This window comes from Streptomyces mobaraensis (assembly GCF_020099395.1).
GTDB lineage: Bacteria > Actinomycetota > Actinomycetes > Streptomycetales > Streptomycetaceae > Streptomyces.
On record NZ_CP083590.1, the window covers coordinates 5,083,949 to 5,100,535 of the forward strand.

At 72.3% G+C, this 16,587-nt stretch carries 16 protein-coding genes; 13 read left to right on the forward strand and 3 right to left on the reverse strand.

The annotated features are described in order from the left end of the window. Positions 1 to 80: 80 nt before the first annotated feature. Complete coding sequence (holA, locus tag K7I03_RS22175) at positions 81 to 1,079, forward strand: DNA polymerase III subunit delta (RefSeq protein WP_221903522.1); 999 nt, start codon at positions 81 to 83, stop codon at positions 1,077 to 1,079. Positions 1,080 to 1,421: 342 nt separating this feature from the next. Here the strand turns inward: holA and rpsT are convergent, their stop codons facing one another. Further along, positions 1,422 to 1,688: a 30S ribosomal protein S20 gene (rpsT, locus tag K7I03_RS22180; RefSeq protein ID WP_185945364.1), complete on the reverse strand. Its 267-nt coding sequence runs from the start codon at positions 1,686 to 1,688 to the stop codon at positions 1,422 to 1,424. 205 nt (positions 1,689 to 1,893) lie between these two features. Between rpsT and lepA the strand changes: the two genes are divergently transcribed. The 4 genes from lepA to K7I03_RS22200 all read left to right on the forward strand — a co-directional run bounded on the left by lepA (position 1,894) and on the right by K7I03_RS22200 (position 7,905). Further along, entirely contained in the window at positions 1,894 to 3,759 is a 1,866-nt protein-coding gene (lepA, locus tag K7I03_RS22185; RefSeq protein ID WP_185945363.1) for a translation elongation factor 4, read from the forward strand. A 274-nt stretch (positions 3,760 to 4,033) separates the two neighbouring features. Next, the gene (locus K7I03_RS22190; protein ID WP_185945362.1) at positions 4,034 to 5,923 is read left to right on the forward strand and encodes an AMP-dependent synthetase/ligase; all 1,890 of its coding nucleotides are present in this window, start codon (positions 4,034 to 4,036) and stop codon (positions 5,921 to 5,923) included. 80 nt (positions 5,924 to 6,003) lie between these two features. Further along, positions 6,004 to 7,236, forward strand: a complete 1,233-nt coding sequence (gene hemW / locus K7I03_RS22195) for a radical SAM family heme chaperone HemW (RefSeq protein ID WP_185945361.1) — start codon at positions 6,004 to 6,006, stop codon at positions 7,234 to 7,236. A gap of 84 nt (positions 7,237 to 7,320) precedes the next feature. After that, positions 7,321 to 7,905, forward strand: a complete 585-nt coding sequence (locus K7I03_RS22200) for a Uma2 family endonuclease (protein ID WP_398857709.1) — start codon at positions 7,321 to 7,323, stop codon at positions 7,903 to 7,905. On the opposite strand, the gene K7I03_RS22205 is transcribed toward K7I03_RS22200, so the two are convergent. Together K7I03_RS22205 and K7I03_RS22210 are read right to left on the reverse strand one after the other, a co-directional pair. Then, positions 7,902 to 8,729, reverse strand: coding sequence for a DUF3097 domain-containing protein (locus K7I03_RS22205; RefSeq protein ID WP_185945360.1), 828 nt, complete (start codon positions 8,727 to 8,729; stop codon positions 7,902 to 7,904). The two genes, K7I03_RS22200 and K7I03_RS22205, sit on opposite strands and share 4 nt — an antisense overlap. A 33-nt stretch (positions 8,730 to 8,762) precedes the next feature. After that, entirely contained in the window at positions 8,763 to 9,509 is a 747-nt protein-coding gene (locus K7I03_RS22210; RefSeq protein ID WP_185945359.1) for an MBL fold metallo-hydrolase, read from the reverse strand. A 241-nt stretch (positions 9,510 to 9,750) separates the two neighbouring features. Between K7I03_RS22210 and hrcA the strand changes: the two genes are divergently transcribed. The 8 genes from hrcA to K7I03_RS22250 all read left to right on the forward strand — a co-directional run bounded on the left by hrcA (position 9,751) and on the right by K7I03_RS22250 (position 16,586). Then, the gene (hrcA, locus tag K7I03_RS22215) at positions 9,751 to 10,767 is read left to right on the forward strand and encodes a heat-inducible transcriptional repressor HrcA (RefSeq protein WP_185945358.1); all 1,017 of its coding nucleotides are present in this window, start codon (positions 9,751 to 9,753) and stop codon (positions 10,765 to 10,767) included. Next, entirely contained in the window at positions 10,768 to 11,904 is a 1,137-nt protein-coding gene (gene dnaJ, locus K7I03_RS22220; protein WP_185945357.1) for a molecular chaperone DnaJ, read from the forward strand. It abuts the gene before it with no gap. Positions 11,905 to 12,133: 229 nt separating this feature from the next. Beyond that, entirely contained in the window at positions 12,134 to 13,171 is a 1,038-nt protein-coding gene (locus K7I03_RS22225) for a nitronate monooxygenase (protein WP_398858556.1), read from the forward strand. After that, the gene (locus tag K7I03_RS22230; protein ID WP_185945355.1) at positions 13,168 to 13,917 is read left to right on the forward strand and encodes a 16S rRNA (uracil(1498)-N(3))-methyltransferase; all 750 of its coding nucleotides are present in this window, start codon (positions 13,168 to 13,170) and stop codon (positions 13,915 to 13,917) included. The genes K7I03_RS22225 and K7I03_RS22230 overlap by 4 nt, the downstream gene beginning before the upstream one ends. A 216-nt stretch (positions 13,918 to 14,133) precedes the next feature. Then, positions 14,134 to 14,349 (forward strand): bacteriocin immunity protein, encoded by a 216-nt coding sequence (locus K7I03_RS22235; protein ID WP_224347157.1) that lies wholly within the window; start codon positions 14,134 to 14,136, stop codon positions 14,347 to 14,349. A gap of 226 nt (positions 14,350 to 14,575) precedes the next feature. Further along, positions 14,576 to 15,337 carry an NAD(P)H-dependent oxidoreductase gene (locus tag K7I03_RS22240; protein ID WP_224347513.1) on the forward strand — a complete coding sequence of 254 codons (762 nt, stop codon included), beginning with the start codon at positions 14,576 to 14,578 and terminating at the stop codon, positions 15,335 to 15,337. Then, positions 15,288 to 15,647 (forward strand): histidine triad nucleotide-binding protein, encoded by a 360-nt coding sequence (locus K7I03_RS22245; protein WP_185945354.1) that lies wholly within the window; start codon positions 15,288 to 15,290, stop codon positions 15,645 to 15,647. The genes K7I03_RS22240 and K7I03_RS22245 overlap by 50 nt, the downstream gene beginning before the upstream one ends. Positions 15,648 to 15,674: 27 nt before the next feature. Further along, the gene (locus tag K7I03_RS22250; protein ID WP_185945353.1) at positions 15,675 to 16,586 is read left to right on the forward strand and encodes a ribonuclease Z; all 912 of its coding nucleotides are present in this window, start codon (positions 15,675 to 15,677) and stop codon (positions 16,584 to 16,586) included. The last annotated feature ends 1 nt before the right edge of the window (position 16,587 follow it).

The following is a 16,587-nucleotide window of genomic DNA, read 5'->3' on the forward strand; positions in this document are numbered from 1 at the left end:
GGTATGCCCGCACCACCGTGGAGGGGAGCGTCCGGCCCGCGCGGGACGGAGTGTCCGACCCGCGTGGGATGCTGGGTCCGATGGCCAGGAACACCGCGGGCAAAGCCGCGAACGACGATCTGCTCGCCCCCGTCACGCTCGCCGTGGGGCAGGAAGAGCTTCTCCTCGACCGCGCCGTGCAGGAGGTGGTGGCCGCGGCCCGTGCCGCCGACGCGGACACCGACGTCCGCGACCTGGCGCCGGACGCGCTCCAGCCCGGCACCCTGGCCGAGCTGACCAGCCCGTCGCTGTTCGCGGAGCGCAAGGTCGTGATCGTGCGCAACGCCCAGGATCTCTCGGCGGACACGATCAAGGACGTCAAGGGCTACCTGGGCGCCCCGGCCGAGGAGATCACCCTCGTTCTGCTGCACGCCGGCGGTGCGAAGGGCAAGGGGCTGCTGGACGCCGCCCGGAAGGCGGGGGCCCGGGAGGTCGCCTGCCCCAAGATGACCAAGCCGGCCGACCGGCTGGCGTTCGTCCGCCAGGAGTTCCGGTCCACGCGCCGGTCCGTGACGCCGGAGGCGTGCCAGGCGCTCGTCGATGCCATCGGCAGCGACCTGCGCGAGCTGGCCAGCGCCTGCGCACAGCTCGTCGCGGACGTCGAGGGGACGATCGACGAGGCGGTCGTCGCCCGCTACTACACCGGCCGGGCCGAGGCGTCGAGCTTCACCGTCGCCGACCGGGCCGTGGAGGGCCGGGCCGCCGAGGCCCTGGAGGCGCTGCGCTGGGCCATGTCCACCGGCGTCGCGCCGGTGCTGATCACCAGCGCCCTCGCCCAGGGCGTGCGTTCGATCGGCAAGCTCGCCTCGGCACCGCGCGGCGCCCGCCCGGGCGACCTGGCCCGTGAGCTCGGCATGCCGCCCTGGAAGATCGACCGGGTGCGCCAGCAGATGCGCGGCTGGTCGGCGGACGGCGTCGCGGCCGCGCTGCGCGCCGTCGCCGAGGCGGACGCCGGGGTCAAGGGCGGGGGCGACGATCCGGAGTACGCCCTGGAGAAGGCCGTGGTCGCGGTGGCCCGGGCGGCCCGCAGCCGCTCCTGAGCGCGCGGCAGCCCGGGGCGCCGCGTACCCCGCAGCCGCTCCTGAGCGCGCGGCGTGCCCGCAGTGCCGCCGCGTATCCCGGGTTCCTCCCGAACCCCGGGCATGCCGAAGGCCCCGGTCGCCGAGTACGCCGAAGCCCCCGGTCGTCGGATACGCCGAAGGCCCCGGTCCGTCCTGGGGAAGGACGGGCCCGGGGCCCTCGGTTTCGTTCGGGTGAGCCGTCAGGCTCTTGCCGCGCCCGCGTGGCGAACGACCGAGCGCGGCGGGGTGCCGTTCCGGAGCGGTAGAGGGGCCGCTGGTTCCGGTACCGGCAGGGGCCGGGGCTCACGCCCCGGAGAGGCTTCAGCCCTTAAGGGCGGCAACCTGCTTGGCCAGCGCCGACTTCTTGTTGGCGGCGGCGTTCTTGTGCAGGACACCCTTGCTGGCGGCCTTGTCGAGCTTCTTGCCGGCCAGGGCGACGGCGGCGGTGGCCTTGGCGGCGTCACCGGCGACGATGGCCTCGCGGGCCGCGCGGACAGCGGTCTTGACCGAGGACTTGACGGCCTTGTTGCGCAGGCGCGCCTTCTCGTTGGTCTTGTTCCGCTTGATCTGGGACTTGATGTTCGCCACGAAAGAGCCTTTTCAGGTTCGTTGGATTTCGAGAGTGCGCTCCGCGCGTGAGAGGGTCGCGAAGCACAGTGGACCAGGCTACCAGCCCGCCCCGGGCCGTCCCAAACCGGACGGCGGCCGCCGCTCATGGGAGCATGGAGGGGTCGTATACCCGACTCCCGCCGAGACTGGCGTGCAAACGCCGAAGTCACCGAATGGATCCTGCGTGCCCGCGACCCCTACCAACGTGCCCGAGCCGAGCCGTACCGACCCGGCTCTGATCCGTAACTTCTGCATCATCGCGCACATCGACCATGGCAAGTCGACGCTCGCCGACCGGATGCTTCAGCTGACCGGCGTGGTCGACTCGCGGCAGATGCGCGCGCAGTACCTCGACCGGATGGACATCGAGCGCGAGCGCGGCATCACGATCAAGTCGCAGGCGGTCCGTCTCCCCTGGGCGCCCTCCGAGGACGAGTCGAAGACGACGCACATCCTCAACATGATCGACACCCCGGGCCACGTCGACTTCACCTACGAGGTCTCCCGCTCCCTCGCCGCGTGCGAGGGCTGCATCCTCCTGGTGGACGCCGCCCAGGGCATCGAGGCCCAGACCCTCGCCAACCTGTACCTGGCGATGGAGAACGACCTCACGATCATCCCGGTCCTCAACAAGATCGACCTGCCGGCCGCGCAGCCCGAGAAGTTCGCCGCCGAGCTGGCCAACCTCGTCGGCTGCGACCCGTCTGACGTCCTCAAGGTCTCCGCGAAGACCGGTGTCGGCGTGCCCGAGCTGCTGGACCGCGTCGTCCGCGACGTCCCGGCCCCGGTCGGCGTCAAGGACGCCCCGGCCCGCGCGATGATCTTCGACTCGGTCTACGACGCCTACCGCGGCGTCGTGACGTACGTGAAGGTCGTCGACGGCACGCTGCGCAAGCGCGAGCGGATCCGGATGATGTCGACCGGCGCCCAGCACGAGCTGCTGGAGATCGGCACCAACTCCCCGGAGATGCTGCCCGCGGACGGCCTGTCCGTCGGCGAGGTGGGCTACCTGATCACGGGTGTGAAGGACGTCCGCCAGTCGAAGGTCGGCGACACCATCACCCAGTTCCAGAACGGGGCCACCCAGGCGCTGGGCGGGTACAAGGACCCCAAGCCGATGGTCTTCTCCGGCCTCTACCCGCTGGACGGCTCGGACTACCCGGAGCTGCGTGAGGCTCTCGACAAGCTCCAGCTCAACGACGCCGCGCTGGTGTACGAGCCGGAGACGTCCGCCGCGCTGGGCTTCGGCTTCCGCGTCGGCTTCCTGGGCCTGCTCCACCTGGAGGTCATCCGCGAGCGCCTGGAGCGCGAGTTCGGTCTCGACCTGATCGCCACCGCGCCGAACGTGGTCTACAACGTCCTCATGGAGGACGGCACCGAGCACGAGGTGACCAACCCGAGCGAGTTCCCGACCGGCAAGATCTCCGAGGTGCACGAGCCGGTCGTCCGGGCCACCATTCTGGCGCCCAGCGAGTTCATCGGCGCGATCATGGAGCTCTGCCAGACTCGCCGCGGCGTCCTGCTGGGCATGGACTACCTCTCCGAGGACCGCGTCGAGATCCGCTACACGCTGCCCCTCGCCGAGGTCGTCTTCGACTTCTTCGACCAGCTCAAGTCCAAGACCCGCGGTTACGCCTCGCTGGACTACGAGCCCACCGGCGAGCAGGTCTCCGACCTGGTCAAGGTCGACATCCTGCTGCACGGCGACAAGGTCGACGCCTTCTCCGCGATCACCCACAAGGACAAGGCCTACGCCTACGGCGTCCGGCTCGTCGCCAAGCTCCGCGAGCTCATCCCGCGGCAGAACTTCGAGGTGCCGATCCAGGCCGCGATCGGCGCCCGCGTCATCGCCCGTGAGACCGTCCGCGCCATTCGCAAGGACGTTCTCGCGAAGTGCTACGGCGGTGACATCTCCCGTAAGCGGAAGCTCCTGGAGAAGCAGAAGGAGGGCAAGAAGCGAATGAAGATGGTCGGCAGCGTGGAAGTTCCGCAGGAGGCCTTCATCGCGGTGCTCTCCTCGGACGAGAGTGGCGAGAAGGGCAAGAAGTAGCCGGTCCCGCCCTCGCCGCGCCCCGGCGGCGCACGGACGCCCGCTCCCCGCGAGGGAGCGGGCGTTTTCGTGGGCCCATGGGGTCCACGGGGTGCTCCCGTCGCCCCGAGCGGCATCCCGCGCGGTACGTGTACGCGCCACCAATCACTTTCGGTCACAGGTTCAACAAGGCTTTCTGGGCCTCTTACATGACGGCCCCGGCGCCTCTAGTCTGATCACTGCTTGAAGGTTACTCGCGAGTCACCCAGCAACGAGGCGGGCCCCGGAGGATGCCGTGACCGACACCAGGACTTTGCTCGAGAACCGGCCGCCCTCCGTGGCGACGCTCTTCCTCGAACGCGTCGCCGCCACTCCCGACGCCGAGGCTTACCGGTATCCCGTGCCGCCCCCCTCGGGCCGCGGCCCGTCCGCCTGGGCCTCGCTCACCTGGAAGCAGGCCGCCGAGCGGGTGTTCGCGATCTCCGCCGGGCTGATCGGACTCGGCGTCGCCCCCGAGGAGCGCGTCGCCCTCGCCTCCAACACCCGCGTCGAGTGGATCCTCGCCGACCTGGGCATCCTCTGCTCCGGCGCCGCCACCACCCCGCTCTACCCCAGCACCAACGCCGAGGAGTCGGCGTTCATGCTCGCCGACTCCGAGAGCAAGGTGCTCATCGCGGAGGACGCCGCCCAGCTCGCCAAGGCCCGCGAGCAGCGCGCCGCCCTCCCCGGCCTGGCGCACGTCGTGGTGATCGACGAAGCGGACGCGGTACCCGCCGAAGGGGACCCGGACGGCTGGGTGCTCTCCCTCACCGAGCTGGAACGACGCGGCGCGGCCCGCCTGAAGGAGACCCCGGACCTGGTCCGCGACCGGGTCGCCGCGATCCGCTCCGAGCAACTCGCCACCCTCATCTACACCTCCGGCACCACCGGCCGCCCCAAGGGCGTCCGCCTCCGCCAGGACAGCTGGTCGTACATGGCCCGGGCCATCGAGGCCACCGGCCTGGTCCGCTCCGACGACGTCCAGTACCTCTGGCTCCCGCTCGCCCACGTCTTCGGCAAGGTGCTCACGGCCGGGCACATCGGCATCGGCCACGTCACCGCCGTCGACGGCCGCGCGGACAAGATCGTCGAGAACCTGCCGGTCGTCCGGCCGACCTATATGGCGGCCGTGCCCCGCGTCTTCGAGAAGGTCTACAACGGCGTGGTCGCCAAGGCCCGGGAAGGCGGCGGGGCCAAGTACAAGATCTTCCAGTGGGCCGCCGAGGTGTCCCGCGAGTACGCCAGAGTCTCGCAGGACAACTACCGCCGCACCGGCAGCCGTTCCGTCCCCTTCGCGCTCGCCGCCCGCCACAAGGCCGCCGACGTCCTCGTCTACGCCAAGATCCGGGAGGCGTTCGGCGGCCGGCTGCGCGCCTGCATCTCCGGCGCATCCGCCCTCGCCCCCGACATCGGCCTCTTCTTCTCCGGCGCCGGCATCCACATCCTGGAGGGCTACGGCCTCACCGAGACCAGCGCCGCCAACTTCGTCAACCCCGGCGAGGCGTACCGCACCGGCACCGTCGGCAAGCCGCTCCCCGGCACCGAGGTCCGCATAGCGGACGACGGCGAGGTCCTGCTGCGCGGCCCCGGGATCATGGAGGGCTACCACGGCCTGCCCGACCGCACGGCGGAAGTCCTCGAACCGGACGGCTGGTTCCACACCGGCGACATCGGCGAACTGTCGCCCGACGGCTTCCTGCGCATCACCGACCGCAAGAAGGACCTGATCAAGACGTCGGGCGGCAAGTACGTCGCCCCCGCCGAGGTCGAGGGCCGCTTCAAGGGCATCTGCCCGTTCGTCTCCAACATCCTCGTCCACGGCGCCGACCGGAACTACTGCACCGCCCTCATCGCCCTCGACGAGCCCTCCCTGCTCAAGTGGGCGGCCGGCCACGGGCTCGGCGGCCGCACCTACGCCGAGGTGGTCGCCGCGCCGCAGACCGAGGAGATGGTCGGGGAGTACGTCCGGCGGCTCAACGAGGGCCTCCAGCGCTGGCAGACGATCAAGAAGTTCCGGCTGCTGCCGCGCGACCTGGACGTGGAGCACGGGGAGCTCACCCCCAGCCTCAAGCTCAAGCGGCCCGTCGTGGAGCGGGCGTACAAGGACCTGATCGAGGAGATGTACGAGGGCACGCGCGAGCGCTGACCGGGGGCGCTCGCCCGCGCCCGGCGGCCGGCGGCTCGGGGACGGTCCGGCGTCCGGCGGTCATGCCGGACAATGGACCCATGCCTTCCGTACTGCCCGACGGCGAGCCCGTGCCCGACGACGGGGCGCTGCCCCCGCACGCCCTCGCCGACGCGGGCCGGCGGCCCCTCGGCTTCTACCTGCACGTCCCCTACTGCGCCACCCGCTGCGGGTACTGCGACTTCAACACCTACACCGCGAGCGAGCTGCGCGGCTCCGGCGGCGCCCTGGCCTCCCGCGACAACTACGCCGACACCGTCGCCGAGGAGATCCGGCTGGCGCGCAAGGTGCTCGGCGACGACCCGCGCCCGGTCGAGACGGTCTTCGTCGGCGGCGGCACGCCCACCCTGCTGCCCGCCGCCGACCTGGGCCGGATGCTCGCCGCGATCCGCGACGAGTTCGGGCTCGCCCCCGGCGCCGAGGTCACCACCGAGGCCAACCCGGAGTCCGTCGACCCCCGCTACCTGGAGGAACTGCGGGCCGCCGGCTTCAACCGGGTCTCCTTCGGCATGCAGAGCGCCCGGCAGCACGTCCTGAAGATCCTCGACCGCACGCACACCCCCGGCCGCCCCGAAGCGTGCGTCGCCGAGGCCCGCGCCGCCGGCTTCGACCACGTCAATCTCGACCTGATCTACGGCACCCCCGGCGAGACCGACGACGACTGGCGCGCCTCGCTGGACGCCGCCGTCGCCGCCGGCCCCGACCACGTCTCGGCCTACGCCCTGATCGTCGAGGAGGGCACCCAGCTCGCCCGCCGCATCCGCCGCGGCGAGGTCCCCATGACCGACGACGACGTCCACGCCGACCGCTACCTGATCGCCGAGGAGCGCCTTACGGCCGCCGGTTACGACTGGTACGAGGTCTCCAACTGGGCCACCACGGACGCCGGCCGCTGCCGCCACAACGAGCTGTACTGGCGCGGCGCGGACTGGTGGGGCGCGGGGCCCGGCGCCCACTCGCACGTCGGCGGGGTGCGGTGGTGGAACGTCAAGCACCCGGGCGCCTACGCGCAGGCCCTGGCCGAGGGGCGCTCCCCGGGGGCGGGCCGCGAGATCCTGGCCGAGGAGGACCGGCGCGTCGAGCGCATCCTGCTGGAACTGCGCCTGGTGGACGGCTGCCCGCTGTCCCTCCTGAAGCCGGCGGGGCTCGCGGCGGCGGAGAAGGCCCTGGCGGACGGCCTGCTCCAGCGCGCGCCGTACGAGGCCGGGCGCGCCGTGCTCACGCTGCGGGGGCGGCTGCTGGCGGACGCGGTGGTGCGGGACCTGGTGGACTGATTACCTGATCGGGTGAACTGACGCGTATCGCCCCCGTCTGCGCCTAGCCTCTCCCTAGGGCTGTCGCCGAAACCAGGAGCGGCGATGCGGAGGACCACGGAGATGATGGCTGTGGACGAACGACTGATCGCGCTCATTGACGAGCACCCCGAGGTCTTCGAGGGGTACAAGATCGAGTTGTTGCGGGGGGACATCGTGATGATGGCGGGGCCAGACTGGGTTCACAACGACATCGTCGAGCTCGTCCGGGACCAGGTTCCCGGCGACCGATGGCAGCGGAAGACGACCCAGGACATCGCCATCCCCGGTGAGAACAGCGAACCGCAGCCGGATCTGCTGGTGATCGAGCGAGGAGCGTTCGAGGGCCCTGGCCGACTGGTCCCCGCCGCGGCCGCCACTCTGCTCGTGGAGGTCGTCTCCAAGACCAGCGCCCTCCGCGACTATCACGAGAAGCGCTCGATGTACGCGGCCGGCCGTGTCCCCGCCTACCTGATCATCGATCCGTTCGCCGCCAAGTGCGTCCTGCTGACCGAGCCTTTCGGCGTCGGTGAGGAAGCCGACTACCGGACAGAACGCACCAGCAAGTTCGGCGAGCCCGTGCCGCTCGACCTGATGGGCGTCTCCCTGGACACGTCCGGCTTCCGCACGCTGCCCGGTGACCCCTGCTAAACCCCGGCCGTCACAAAATCGATCAATTCCTCGACTCTCCCCAGCAACTCCGGCTCCAGGTCCTTGTACGACCGCACCCCCGCCAGGATCCGCTGCCACGCCGCCCCCGTGTTCGCCGGCCAGCCCAGCGCCCGGCACATCCCCGTCTTCCAGTCCTGCCCCCGCGGCACGGACGGCCACGCCGCGATCCCCACGGACGACGGCTTCACCGCCTCCCACACGTCCACGTACGGGTGCCCGACGACGAGCACGTGCTCGCCCGTGACCTCCGCCGCGATGCGCGACTCCTTCGATCCCGGCACCAGGTGGTCCACCAGGACGCCCAGCCGCGCGTCGGGTCCGGGGGCGAAGTCGCGGACGATGGACGGGAGGTCGTCGACGCCCTCCAGGTACTCGACGACGACGCCCTCGATGCGCAGGTCGTCGCCCCAGACGCGTTCCACCAGTTCGGCGTCGTGCCGCCCCTCGACGTAGATCCGTCCGGCCCGCGCCACGCGCGCCCGGGCGCCGGGGACGGCGATCGAGCCGGAGGCCGTACGGGCCGGCGCCTTAGGGGTGCGAGGGGCTGTCGGACGGACGAGAGTGACGACGCGGCCCTCCAGCAGGAAGCCGCGCGGTTCCAGCGGGAAGACGCGGTGCTTGCCGAAGCGGTCCTCCAGGGTCACGGTCGGCCCCTGCGCGGTCTTCTCGCAGCGGACGACCGCCCCGCAGAAGCCGGTCGTGACCTCCTCCACCACCAGGTCCGGTTCGGCCGGCACCTCCGGGACGGGGACGTTCCGCTTCCAGGGAGGCGTCAGGTCGGGGTCGTACTGTCTGCTGCGCACGCGCAGACGATAGGAAAAACCCGCCCTTCCGGCCTACGACACGCCGAAGCGCCGTGCCAGCGCGTTGCGTTGCTCACGGACAAACCGGGCGTCGACCGCCGCGCCGTGCCCCGGGACGTACACCGCGTCGTCGCCTCCGAGGGCCAGCAGCCGGTCCAGCGCGGCCGGCCAGGCGGCCGGTGTGGCGTCGGGGCCGGCCTGCGGTTCGCCGGACTCCTCGACCAGGTCGCCGCAGAAGACGACGTCCGGGGCCCCGCCGTCGCCCGGCACCAGGACGGCCAGGTCGTGGCCGCTGTGGGCGGCTCCGAGGGCGACGAGCCGGACCCGCCGCCCGCCGCCCAGGTCGAGCTCCGAACGGTCGGCGACCTCGTGGGCCGGGGCCACCAGCCGGGCCGCGGCCTCGGCGGCGTCGCGCGCGTCCATCCCGTACCGGACCGCGTCCTCCCGCAGTTCCCCGGGGGCGAGCTGATCGGCGAGCCCCGCCGCCCCGTACACCGCCGCGCCCGCGAACGCGGCGGTGCCGAAGACGTGGTCGAAGTGGCCATGCGTGAGTGCGATGTGCGTCACGGGCCGCCCGAAGAGCTCCCGCACCTCCCGCTCGATCTCCGCGCCCTCACGGAGCGTCGCCCCCGTGTCCACGACCAGGACGCCCGCCGCCCCGACGACCGCCCCCGTCGTCGCGTCCCAGCGCGGCAGCCTGCGCCGGGCCACCCCCGGCGCGAGCCGTTCCCAGCGCGCCCCCCTGTGCTGCTCCTGGTCCGTTCCTCCGTGGTTTCCCATGCCGGGAACCTAACGCGCGCGCGGTACGGTGACCCGTCCGGCGGCGCACACGGATCGGACGCGGATCGGACGGCGGATCGGATACGGAGCGCGACTGCCTTGCCGTGGCCGTGGTGGACCGCCGTACACTGACGTGTGGGGTTTGGCACTCGTGACCTTTGAGTGCCAGGCACGAGACCCGGGTAAGACCCGGGGAAGACCCCGCGAGACGGCTGGACCGCTGGACTGGAGGTGTGCGCGGATGCTGAGCGAACGCAGGCTCAAGGTCCTGCGTGCCATCGTCCAGGACTACGTGGGCACCGAGGAGCCCGTCGGCTCCAAGGCCCTCACCGAGCGTCACCACCTCGGCGTGTCCCCGGCGACGGTGCGCAACGACATGGCGGTGCTGGAGGAGGAGGGGTTCATCGCCCAGCCCCACACCAGCGCCGGCCGGATCCCGACCGACAAGGGCTACCGCCTCTTCGTCGACCGGCTGGCGGGCGTCAAGCCGCTGTCCTCCGCAGAGCGGCGCGCGATCCAGAACTTCCTGGACGGCGCGGTCGACCTGGACGACGTGGTGGCCCGCACGGTGCGGCTGCTGGCGCAGCTCACCCGGCAGGTGGCGGTCGTGCAGTACCCGTCGCTGACCCGGTCGACCGTCCGGCACGTGGAGCTGCTGCCGCTCGCCCCCGCGCGGGTGATGCTGGTGCTGATCACGGACACCGGGCGGGTCGAGCAGCGGATGGTCGACTGCCCGGCGCCGGTCGGCGAGGTGGCGCTGGCGGATCTGCGGGCGCGGCTCAACAGCCGCGTCGTGGGCCGGCGGTTCACGGATGTGCCGCAGCTGGTGCAGGATCTCCCCGACTCCTTCGAGCAGGACGATCGCGGAACCGTTTCGACGGTCCTGGCCGTTCTCCTGGAGACCCTGGTCGAGGAGACCGAGGAGCGGCTGATGATCGGCGGCACCGCCAATCTCACCCGTTTCGGGCATGACTTCCCGCTGACGATCCGGCCCGTGCTGGAGGCGTTGGAGGAGCAGGTCGTCCTCCTCAAGCTGCTCGGCGAGGCCACGGACTCGGGCATGACCGTGCGCATCGGTCATGAGAACGCCCACGAGGGCCTGAACTCCACATCCGTCGTCGCCGTCGGCTACGGTTCGGGCGACGAAGCCGTCGCCAAACTCGGCGTGGTCGGACCGACCCGCATGGATTACCCCGGAACGATGGGAGCGGTACGCGCAGTGGCACGTTACGTCGGACAGATCCTGGCGGAGTCGTAAGTGGCCACGGACTACTACGCGGTCCTGGGCGTACGGCGCGATGCCTCGCAGGACGAGATCAAGAAGGCCTTCCGCCGCCTCGCCCGCGAGCTGCACCCGGACGTCAACCCGGACCCGAAGACGCAGGAGCGGTTCAAGGAGATCAACGCCGCTTACGAGGTGCTCTCGGACCCGCAGAAGAAGCAGGTCTACGACCTCGGCGGCGACCCGCTCTCGTCCTCGGGCGGCGGCGGTGGCGCCGGCGGCTTCGGTGCCGGGTTCGGCAACTTCTCCGACATCATGGACGCCTTCTTCGGCCAGGCGTCGCAGCGCGGCCCGCGCTCGCGCACCCGCCGGGGCCAGGACGCGATGATCCGGCTGGAAGTCGACCTGGACGAGGCGACGTTCGGCACGACCAAGGAGATCCAGGTCGACACGGCCGTCGTCTGCACCACGTGCAGCGGCGAGGGCGCTGCCCCCGGCACGTCCGCGCAGACTTGTGACATGTGCCGCGGCCGCGGTGAGGTCTCGCAGGTCACCCGCTCGTTCCTGGGCCAGGTCATGACCTCCCGTCCGTGCCCGCAGTGCCAGGGCTTCGGCACGGTCGTGCCGACGCCGTGCCCGGAGTGCGCCGGCGACGGCCGCGTCCGGTCCCGCCGCACGCTGACGGTCAAGATCCCCGCCGGTGTCGACAACGGCACCCGCATCCAGCTCGCGGGCGAGGGCGAGGTCGGCCCCGGCGGCGGCCCGGCCGGCGACCTCTACGTCGAGATCCACGAGAAGCCGCACCCGGTCTTCCAGCGGCGCGGTGACGACCTGCACTGCACGGTCACCATCCCGATGACCGCGGCGGCGCTGGGCACCAAGGTGCCGCTGGAGACGCTGGACGGCCTGGAGGAGATCGACATCCGGCCCGGCACCCAGTCCGGCCAGGCGATCCCGCTGCACCAGCGCGGCGTCACGCACCTGCGCGGCGGCGGGCGCGGCGACCTCATCGTGCACGTCGAGGTGACGACGCCCGGCAAGCTCGACGCGCAGCAGGAGGAGCTGCTCCGGCAGCTCGCCAAGATCCGTGGCGAGGAGCGGCCGACGGGCGAGTTCAAGCCGGGGCAGCAGGGGCTGTTCTCGCGGCTCAAGGACGCGTTCAACGGGCGCTAGCGGACGGGCCGGATCCGGAGAAGTGCCCGGGGCCGGGCCGGCGCCGACCCGGTTCGTCGGGATACGGCCCGGGCTCGTTTCCGGCGCGGCCCGGGTTCCGTTCGGCGCGGTCCCAGGGGCGTGACACGATGTGGTCATGGCCTTTGAATCCGTTGGGGAATCCGTAGGGGAACCCGTTGGGGACACCGCGCTGACCGGCCTGTTCCGGCACCCGATCGTGCAGGCCCCGATGGCGGGCGGCGGCTCCTGCCCGCCGCTCGCCGCGGCCGTCTCCGAGGCCGGCGGCCTCGGTTTCCTCGCCGCCGGCTACAAGACGCCGGCCGCGATGTACGAGGAGATCAAGCAGCTCCGCGCCCGTACGTCCCGGCCCTTCGGCGTCAACCTGTTCATGCCGCAGCCGCCCGCCGCGGACCCCGCGGCCGTCGAGGTCTACGCCGAGCAACTCGCGGGCGAGGCCACCTGGTACGACGCGCCCCTGGGCGACTGGGACCAGGCCACCGACGACGGTTACGAGGCCAAGCTCGCCATCCTCCTGGATGATCCGGTTCCGGTCGTCTCGTTCACCTTCGGCTGCCCGTCCGCCGAGGACCTCGCGGCGCTCGCCGCGGCCGGCACGGTGACGGCGGTGACCGTCACCTCCGTCGCCGAGGCGCGGGCCGCGTGGGAGGCGGGCGCCGCCGCGCTCTGCGTCCAGGGCGTCGAGGCCGGCGGACACCAGGGCACCCACCACGACGATCCCCGGCTGGACGGCGCCGGGGCCGGTGCCGGGCTGCTCGCCCTGCTCACCGAGGTCCGCGAGGCGGTCCCGCTGCCGCTGTTCGCCGCCGGCGGGCTGATGCGCGGCGCCCAGATAGCGGCCGTGCTCGCCGCGGGCGCCTGTGCCGCGCAGCTCGGCACGGCGTTCCTCGCCTGCCCCGAGTCCGGCGCGAGCGAGCTGCACAAACGGGCGCTGACCGACCCGCTGTTCACCGGCACCGAACTGACCCGCGCCTTCTCCGGGCGCCCGGCCCGCGGCCTGGTGAACCGATTCATCCGGGAGCACGGCCCCTACGCCCCCGCCGCCTACCCCCAGGTCCACTACCTGACGGCCGGCCTGCGCAAGGCCGCCGCCGCGGCGGGCGACCCGCAGGCCGTCAACCTGTGGGCGGGCCAGGGCCACCGCCTGGCCCGCGACCTCCCGGCGGCCCGCCTCGTCGAGGTCCTGGCCACCGAACTCGACGCGGCCCGCGCGTCCTTGACAGCACCATCGCGAGGGAGCGACTCATGACAGCGCCGGTCTTCCTGGTCGAGGAGGACTCCCTCACGGGCGTCTTCCCCGGCACCGTCTTCCCCCTCGACGGCCCCGAGGGCCGGCACGCCGTCTCCGTCCGCCGGCTGCGCGTCGGCGAGGACATCGTGCTGACGGACGGCCGGGGCACGGGCGCGCACGGCACGGTGGCCGCCGTCAGCGGCAAGGACCACCTCGATGTCGCCGTCACCTCCGTCCGCTCCGAGCCGCTGCCCCAGCCGCGGATCACCGTCGTCCAGGCCCTCCCCAAGGGCGACCGCGGCGAACTCGCCGTCGAGACCATGACGGAGACCGGCGTCGACGCGGTCGTCCCCTGGGCCGCCTCCCGCTGCGTCACCCAGTGGAAGGGCGACCGCGGCCTGAAGTCCCTCGGCAAGTGGCGCGCGACGGCGAGAGAGGCCGGCAAGCAGTCCCGCCGCCTCCGCTTCCCGGACGTCGCCGACCTGATGACGACCCGCCAGGTCGCCGCCCTCCTCGCCGACGCCGCCTTCGCCGCCGTCCTCCACGAGGAGGGCAGCACCCCCCTCGCCACCGCCGGCCTCCCGGAGACCGGCGACATCGTCCTCGTCGTCGGCCCCGAGGGCGGCGTCTCCCCCGAGGAACTGGCGGCCTTCGAAGCCGCCGGCGCCCACCCCTACCGCCTCGGCCCCAGCGTCCTCCGCACCTCCACGGCGGGCACGGCGGCGACGGCGCTGCTGCTGGGGCGGACGGGGCGGTGGAGCTGAGGCCCGACGGGCGGGCCGGGGCGACGGCCGGTCGGTACGCGCCGGACGGCCATTCCGGGATCGGCGCTGGATCACCGACGGGTCGGGACCCCCGATCACGTCGACTTCCTCGCGTACCACACCACCGCGGGGCGGTGGCCGGCGTACGGGCCGGTCGTGGGCTTCACGTCCGTCCCCGATCGAGGCCGGGACGGCGACGGGCCGAGGAGGTAGGAGATGACCGCCATGGAACGGGACGGACTCGTCCGGCTGGTACGCCGGATCATGGACGGCGAGGGAGCCTCCGAAGCGGAACACGACGCCTTGGTCGCAGAGTTCGAGCGCAGCGTGCTCCATCCCGCCGTCATCGACCTGATGTACCACCAACGGCCCGAGCTCTCCGCCGAACAGGTCGTCGACGCGGCGCTGGCCTACCGGCCCATCGCGCTGTGATCCGACGGCCCCTGTGATCCATCGAGGCGCTCTGCCAAGATGATCTCCATGAGCCGGGAGAGCGCCGTACAGCCGCTCGCCTGAGTACTTCGTACGGCCCGCCTCCGAGTTGCTCCCGTGCGGCCACGTGGTGCCGACTCCGGGCCGCACGTGCCGAGGACCTGCCGGTCCACCTCGCCTGGCCGACCGGTTGACGGGCTTCGTCACGGCTCTTTCGCCCATGACCATGCGGTGTGAGAGTGCCGCACCTCTGAAGGGATTCTCCGTGCGCGTCGTCGCTCTCCTCGCCCATCCCCGTCCCGGCAGCTTCAATCACGTCCTCTTCGGCGCTGTGACGGACGAGCTGCGTGCTCGCGGGTGCGAGGTCCTCGCGCACGACCTCTGTGCGGAGGGATTCGATCCGGTTCTGCGGGCCGACGAGACGGGCACGGTGGCGGGGGCCGGGGCGGCGGACGACGTGCTCGTGGCCCGGTACCGGGAGGAGCTCGCCAGGGCGGACGCGCTGGTGTTCGTCCACCCCAACTGGTGGGGGATGCCGCCGGCGGTGCTGGCAGGCTGGGTGCAGCGGGTGCTCGCGCCCGGCGTCGCCTACAAGCTGGAGCACGCGGACGGCGAGCCCGAGGGGCTGCTCCGGGCCGGCCGGGCGCTGGTGCTCAATACGTCCGACACCCCGGAGGCCCGGGAGCGGGAGGAGTTCGGCGATCCGCTCAGCGGGTCTGGGCCGCTTGCGTACTGCCCTACGTCGGTGTCACCGACGTACGGCGGAGGGTCTTCCGGACGGTCTCCGACTCCACGGCGGCGGAGCGCGAGGCATGGCTCGCGGAGGCGCGGGAGGCGGCCGCCGCCCTCGTGGGCTGACGGTGGGCGGCTCCGGTGGTCGCCGGTCCCGCCCGGTACGATCCGATCACGATCAGCCGACGCCCCGGAGGGAGTGCACGATGGCGGGAGAACCGCAGGCCGACTGCCTGTTCTGCAAGATCATCGCTAAGGAGGTGCCCGCGACGGTCGTCCGGGAGACCGAGACGACCGTGGCGTTCCGGGACATCAACCCCCAGGCGCCCACGCACGTCCTGGTGATCCCCAAGGCGCACTACCCGGACGCCGCGTCGCTCGCCGCCGCCGAGCCGCTGATCGCCGCGGACATACTGCGGGAGGCGGGCGAGGTGGCCGCCGGGGAGGGCGTGGACGGCTCGGGGTACCGGATCGTCTTCAACACCGGGACCGGCGCCGGGCAGACCGTGTTCCACGCGCACGCGCACGTGCTCGGGGGCCGTGGGCTCAACTGGCCGCCCGGCTAGAGCCACAGCACAACAGGAGCCTCCACCATGTCCGTACGTGAACTCGTCGTCCTCGGCACCGCCAGCCAGGTGCCCACCCGGCACCGCAACCACAACGGCTACGTCCTGCTCTGGGACGGCGAGGGCCTGCTCTTCGACCCGGGGGAGGGCACGCAGCGCCAGATGGTGCGCGCCGGGGTGGCCGCCCACGACCTCAACCGGATCTGCGTCACGCACTTCCACGGTGACCACTCGCTCGGCCTCGCCGGTGTGATCCAGCGGATCAACCTGGACCAGGTGCCCCACCCGGTCACCGCCCACTACCCGGCGAGCGGCCGCCGCTTCTTCGAGCGGCTGCGCTACGCGACCGCCTACCGGGAGACCGTGGAGCTGGCCCAGGAGCCGGTGTCGGGCAAGGGCCGGGTGCTGGCCGAGACGCCGTCGTACGCGCTGGAGGCGCGCCGGCTCTCCCACCCCGTCGAGTCCTACGGATACCGGGTCGTGGAGCCGGACGGGCGGCGGATGCTGCCCGCGCTGCTGGCCGAGCACGGCATCACCGGCCCGGACGTGGGCCGGCTGCAGAAGGACGGCGTCCTCGGCGGGGTGACGCTGGCGGACGTCAGCGAGCCGCGGCGCGGCCAGCGGTTCGCGTTCGTGATGGACACCCGGCTGTGCGACGGGGTGTACGCCCTGGCGGAGGGCTGCGACATGCTCGTCATCGAGTCCACGTTCACGGACGAGGACGCGGCCCTGGCGGCCGACCACGGGCACCTGACGGCCGGTCAGGCGGCCCGGGTGGCGGCCGAGAGCGGGGTACGGCACCTGGTGCTGACGCACTTCTCGCAGCGGTACGCGGACCCGGAGGTCTTCGAACGGCAGGCCCGGGCGGCGGGCTTCGACGGGGAGCTCACCGTCGCCCGGGACCTCACGCGCGTTCCCGTTCCCAAGCGGGAACGGTGAA

Excerpts from the sequence above, each read along its gene's own strand:
- holA (WP_221903522.1), top strand. The coding sequence starts at position 81 with ATGGCCAGGAACACCGCGGGCAAAGCCGCGAACGACGATCTGCTCGCC.
- K7I03_RS22225 (WP_398858556.1), top strand. The coding sequence starts at position 12,134 with ATGGCGGGCGGCGGCTCCTGCCCGCCGCTCGCCGCGGCCGTCTCCGAG.
- hrcA (WP_185945358.1), top strand. The coding sequence starts at position 9,751 with ATGCTGAGCGAACGCAGGCTCAAGGTCCTGCGTGCCATCGTCCAGGAC.
- K7I03_RS22250 (WP_185945353.1), top strand. The coding sequence starts at position 15,675 with ATGTCCGTACGTGAACTCGTCGTCCTCGGCACCGCCAGCCAGGTGCCC.
- K7I03_RS22230 (WP_185945355.1), top strand. The coding sequence starts at position 13,168 with ATGACAGCGCCGGTCTTCCTGGTCGAGGAGGACTCCCTCACGGGCGTC.
- K7I03_RS22200 (WP_398857709.1), top strand. The coding sequence starts at position 7,321 with ATGCGGAGGACCACGGAGATGATGGCTGTGGACGAACGACTGATCGCG.
- K7I03_RS22245 (WP_185945354.1), top strand. The coding sequence starts at position 15,288 with ATGGCGGGAGAACCGCAGGCCGACTGCCTGTTCTGCAAGATCATCGCT.
- K7I03_RS22235 (WP_224347157.1), top strand. The coding sequence starts at position 14,134 with ATGACCGCCATGGAACGGGACGGACTCGTCCGGCTGGTACGCCGGATC.
- K7I03_RS22240 (WP_224347513.1), top strand. The coding sequence starts at position 14,576 with ATGCGGTGTGAGAGTGCCGCACCTCTGAAGGGATTCTCCGTGCGCGTC.
- hemW (WP_185945361.1), top strand. The coding sequence starts at position 6,004 with ATGCCTTCCGTACTGCCCGACGGCGAGCCCGTGCCCGACGACGGGGCG.
- K7I03_RS22210 (WP_185945359.1), bottom strand. The coding sequence starts at position 9,509 with ATGGGAAACCACGGAGGAACGGACCAGGAGCAGCACAGGGGGGCGCGC.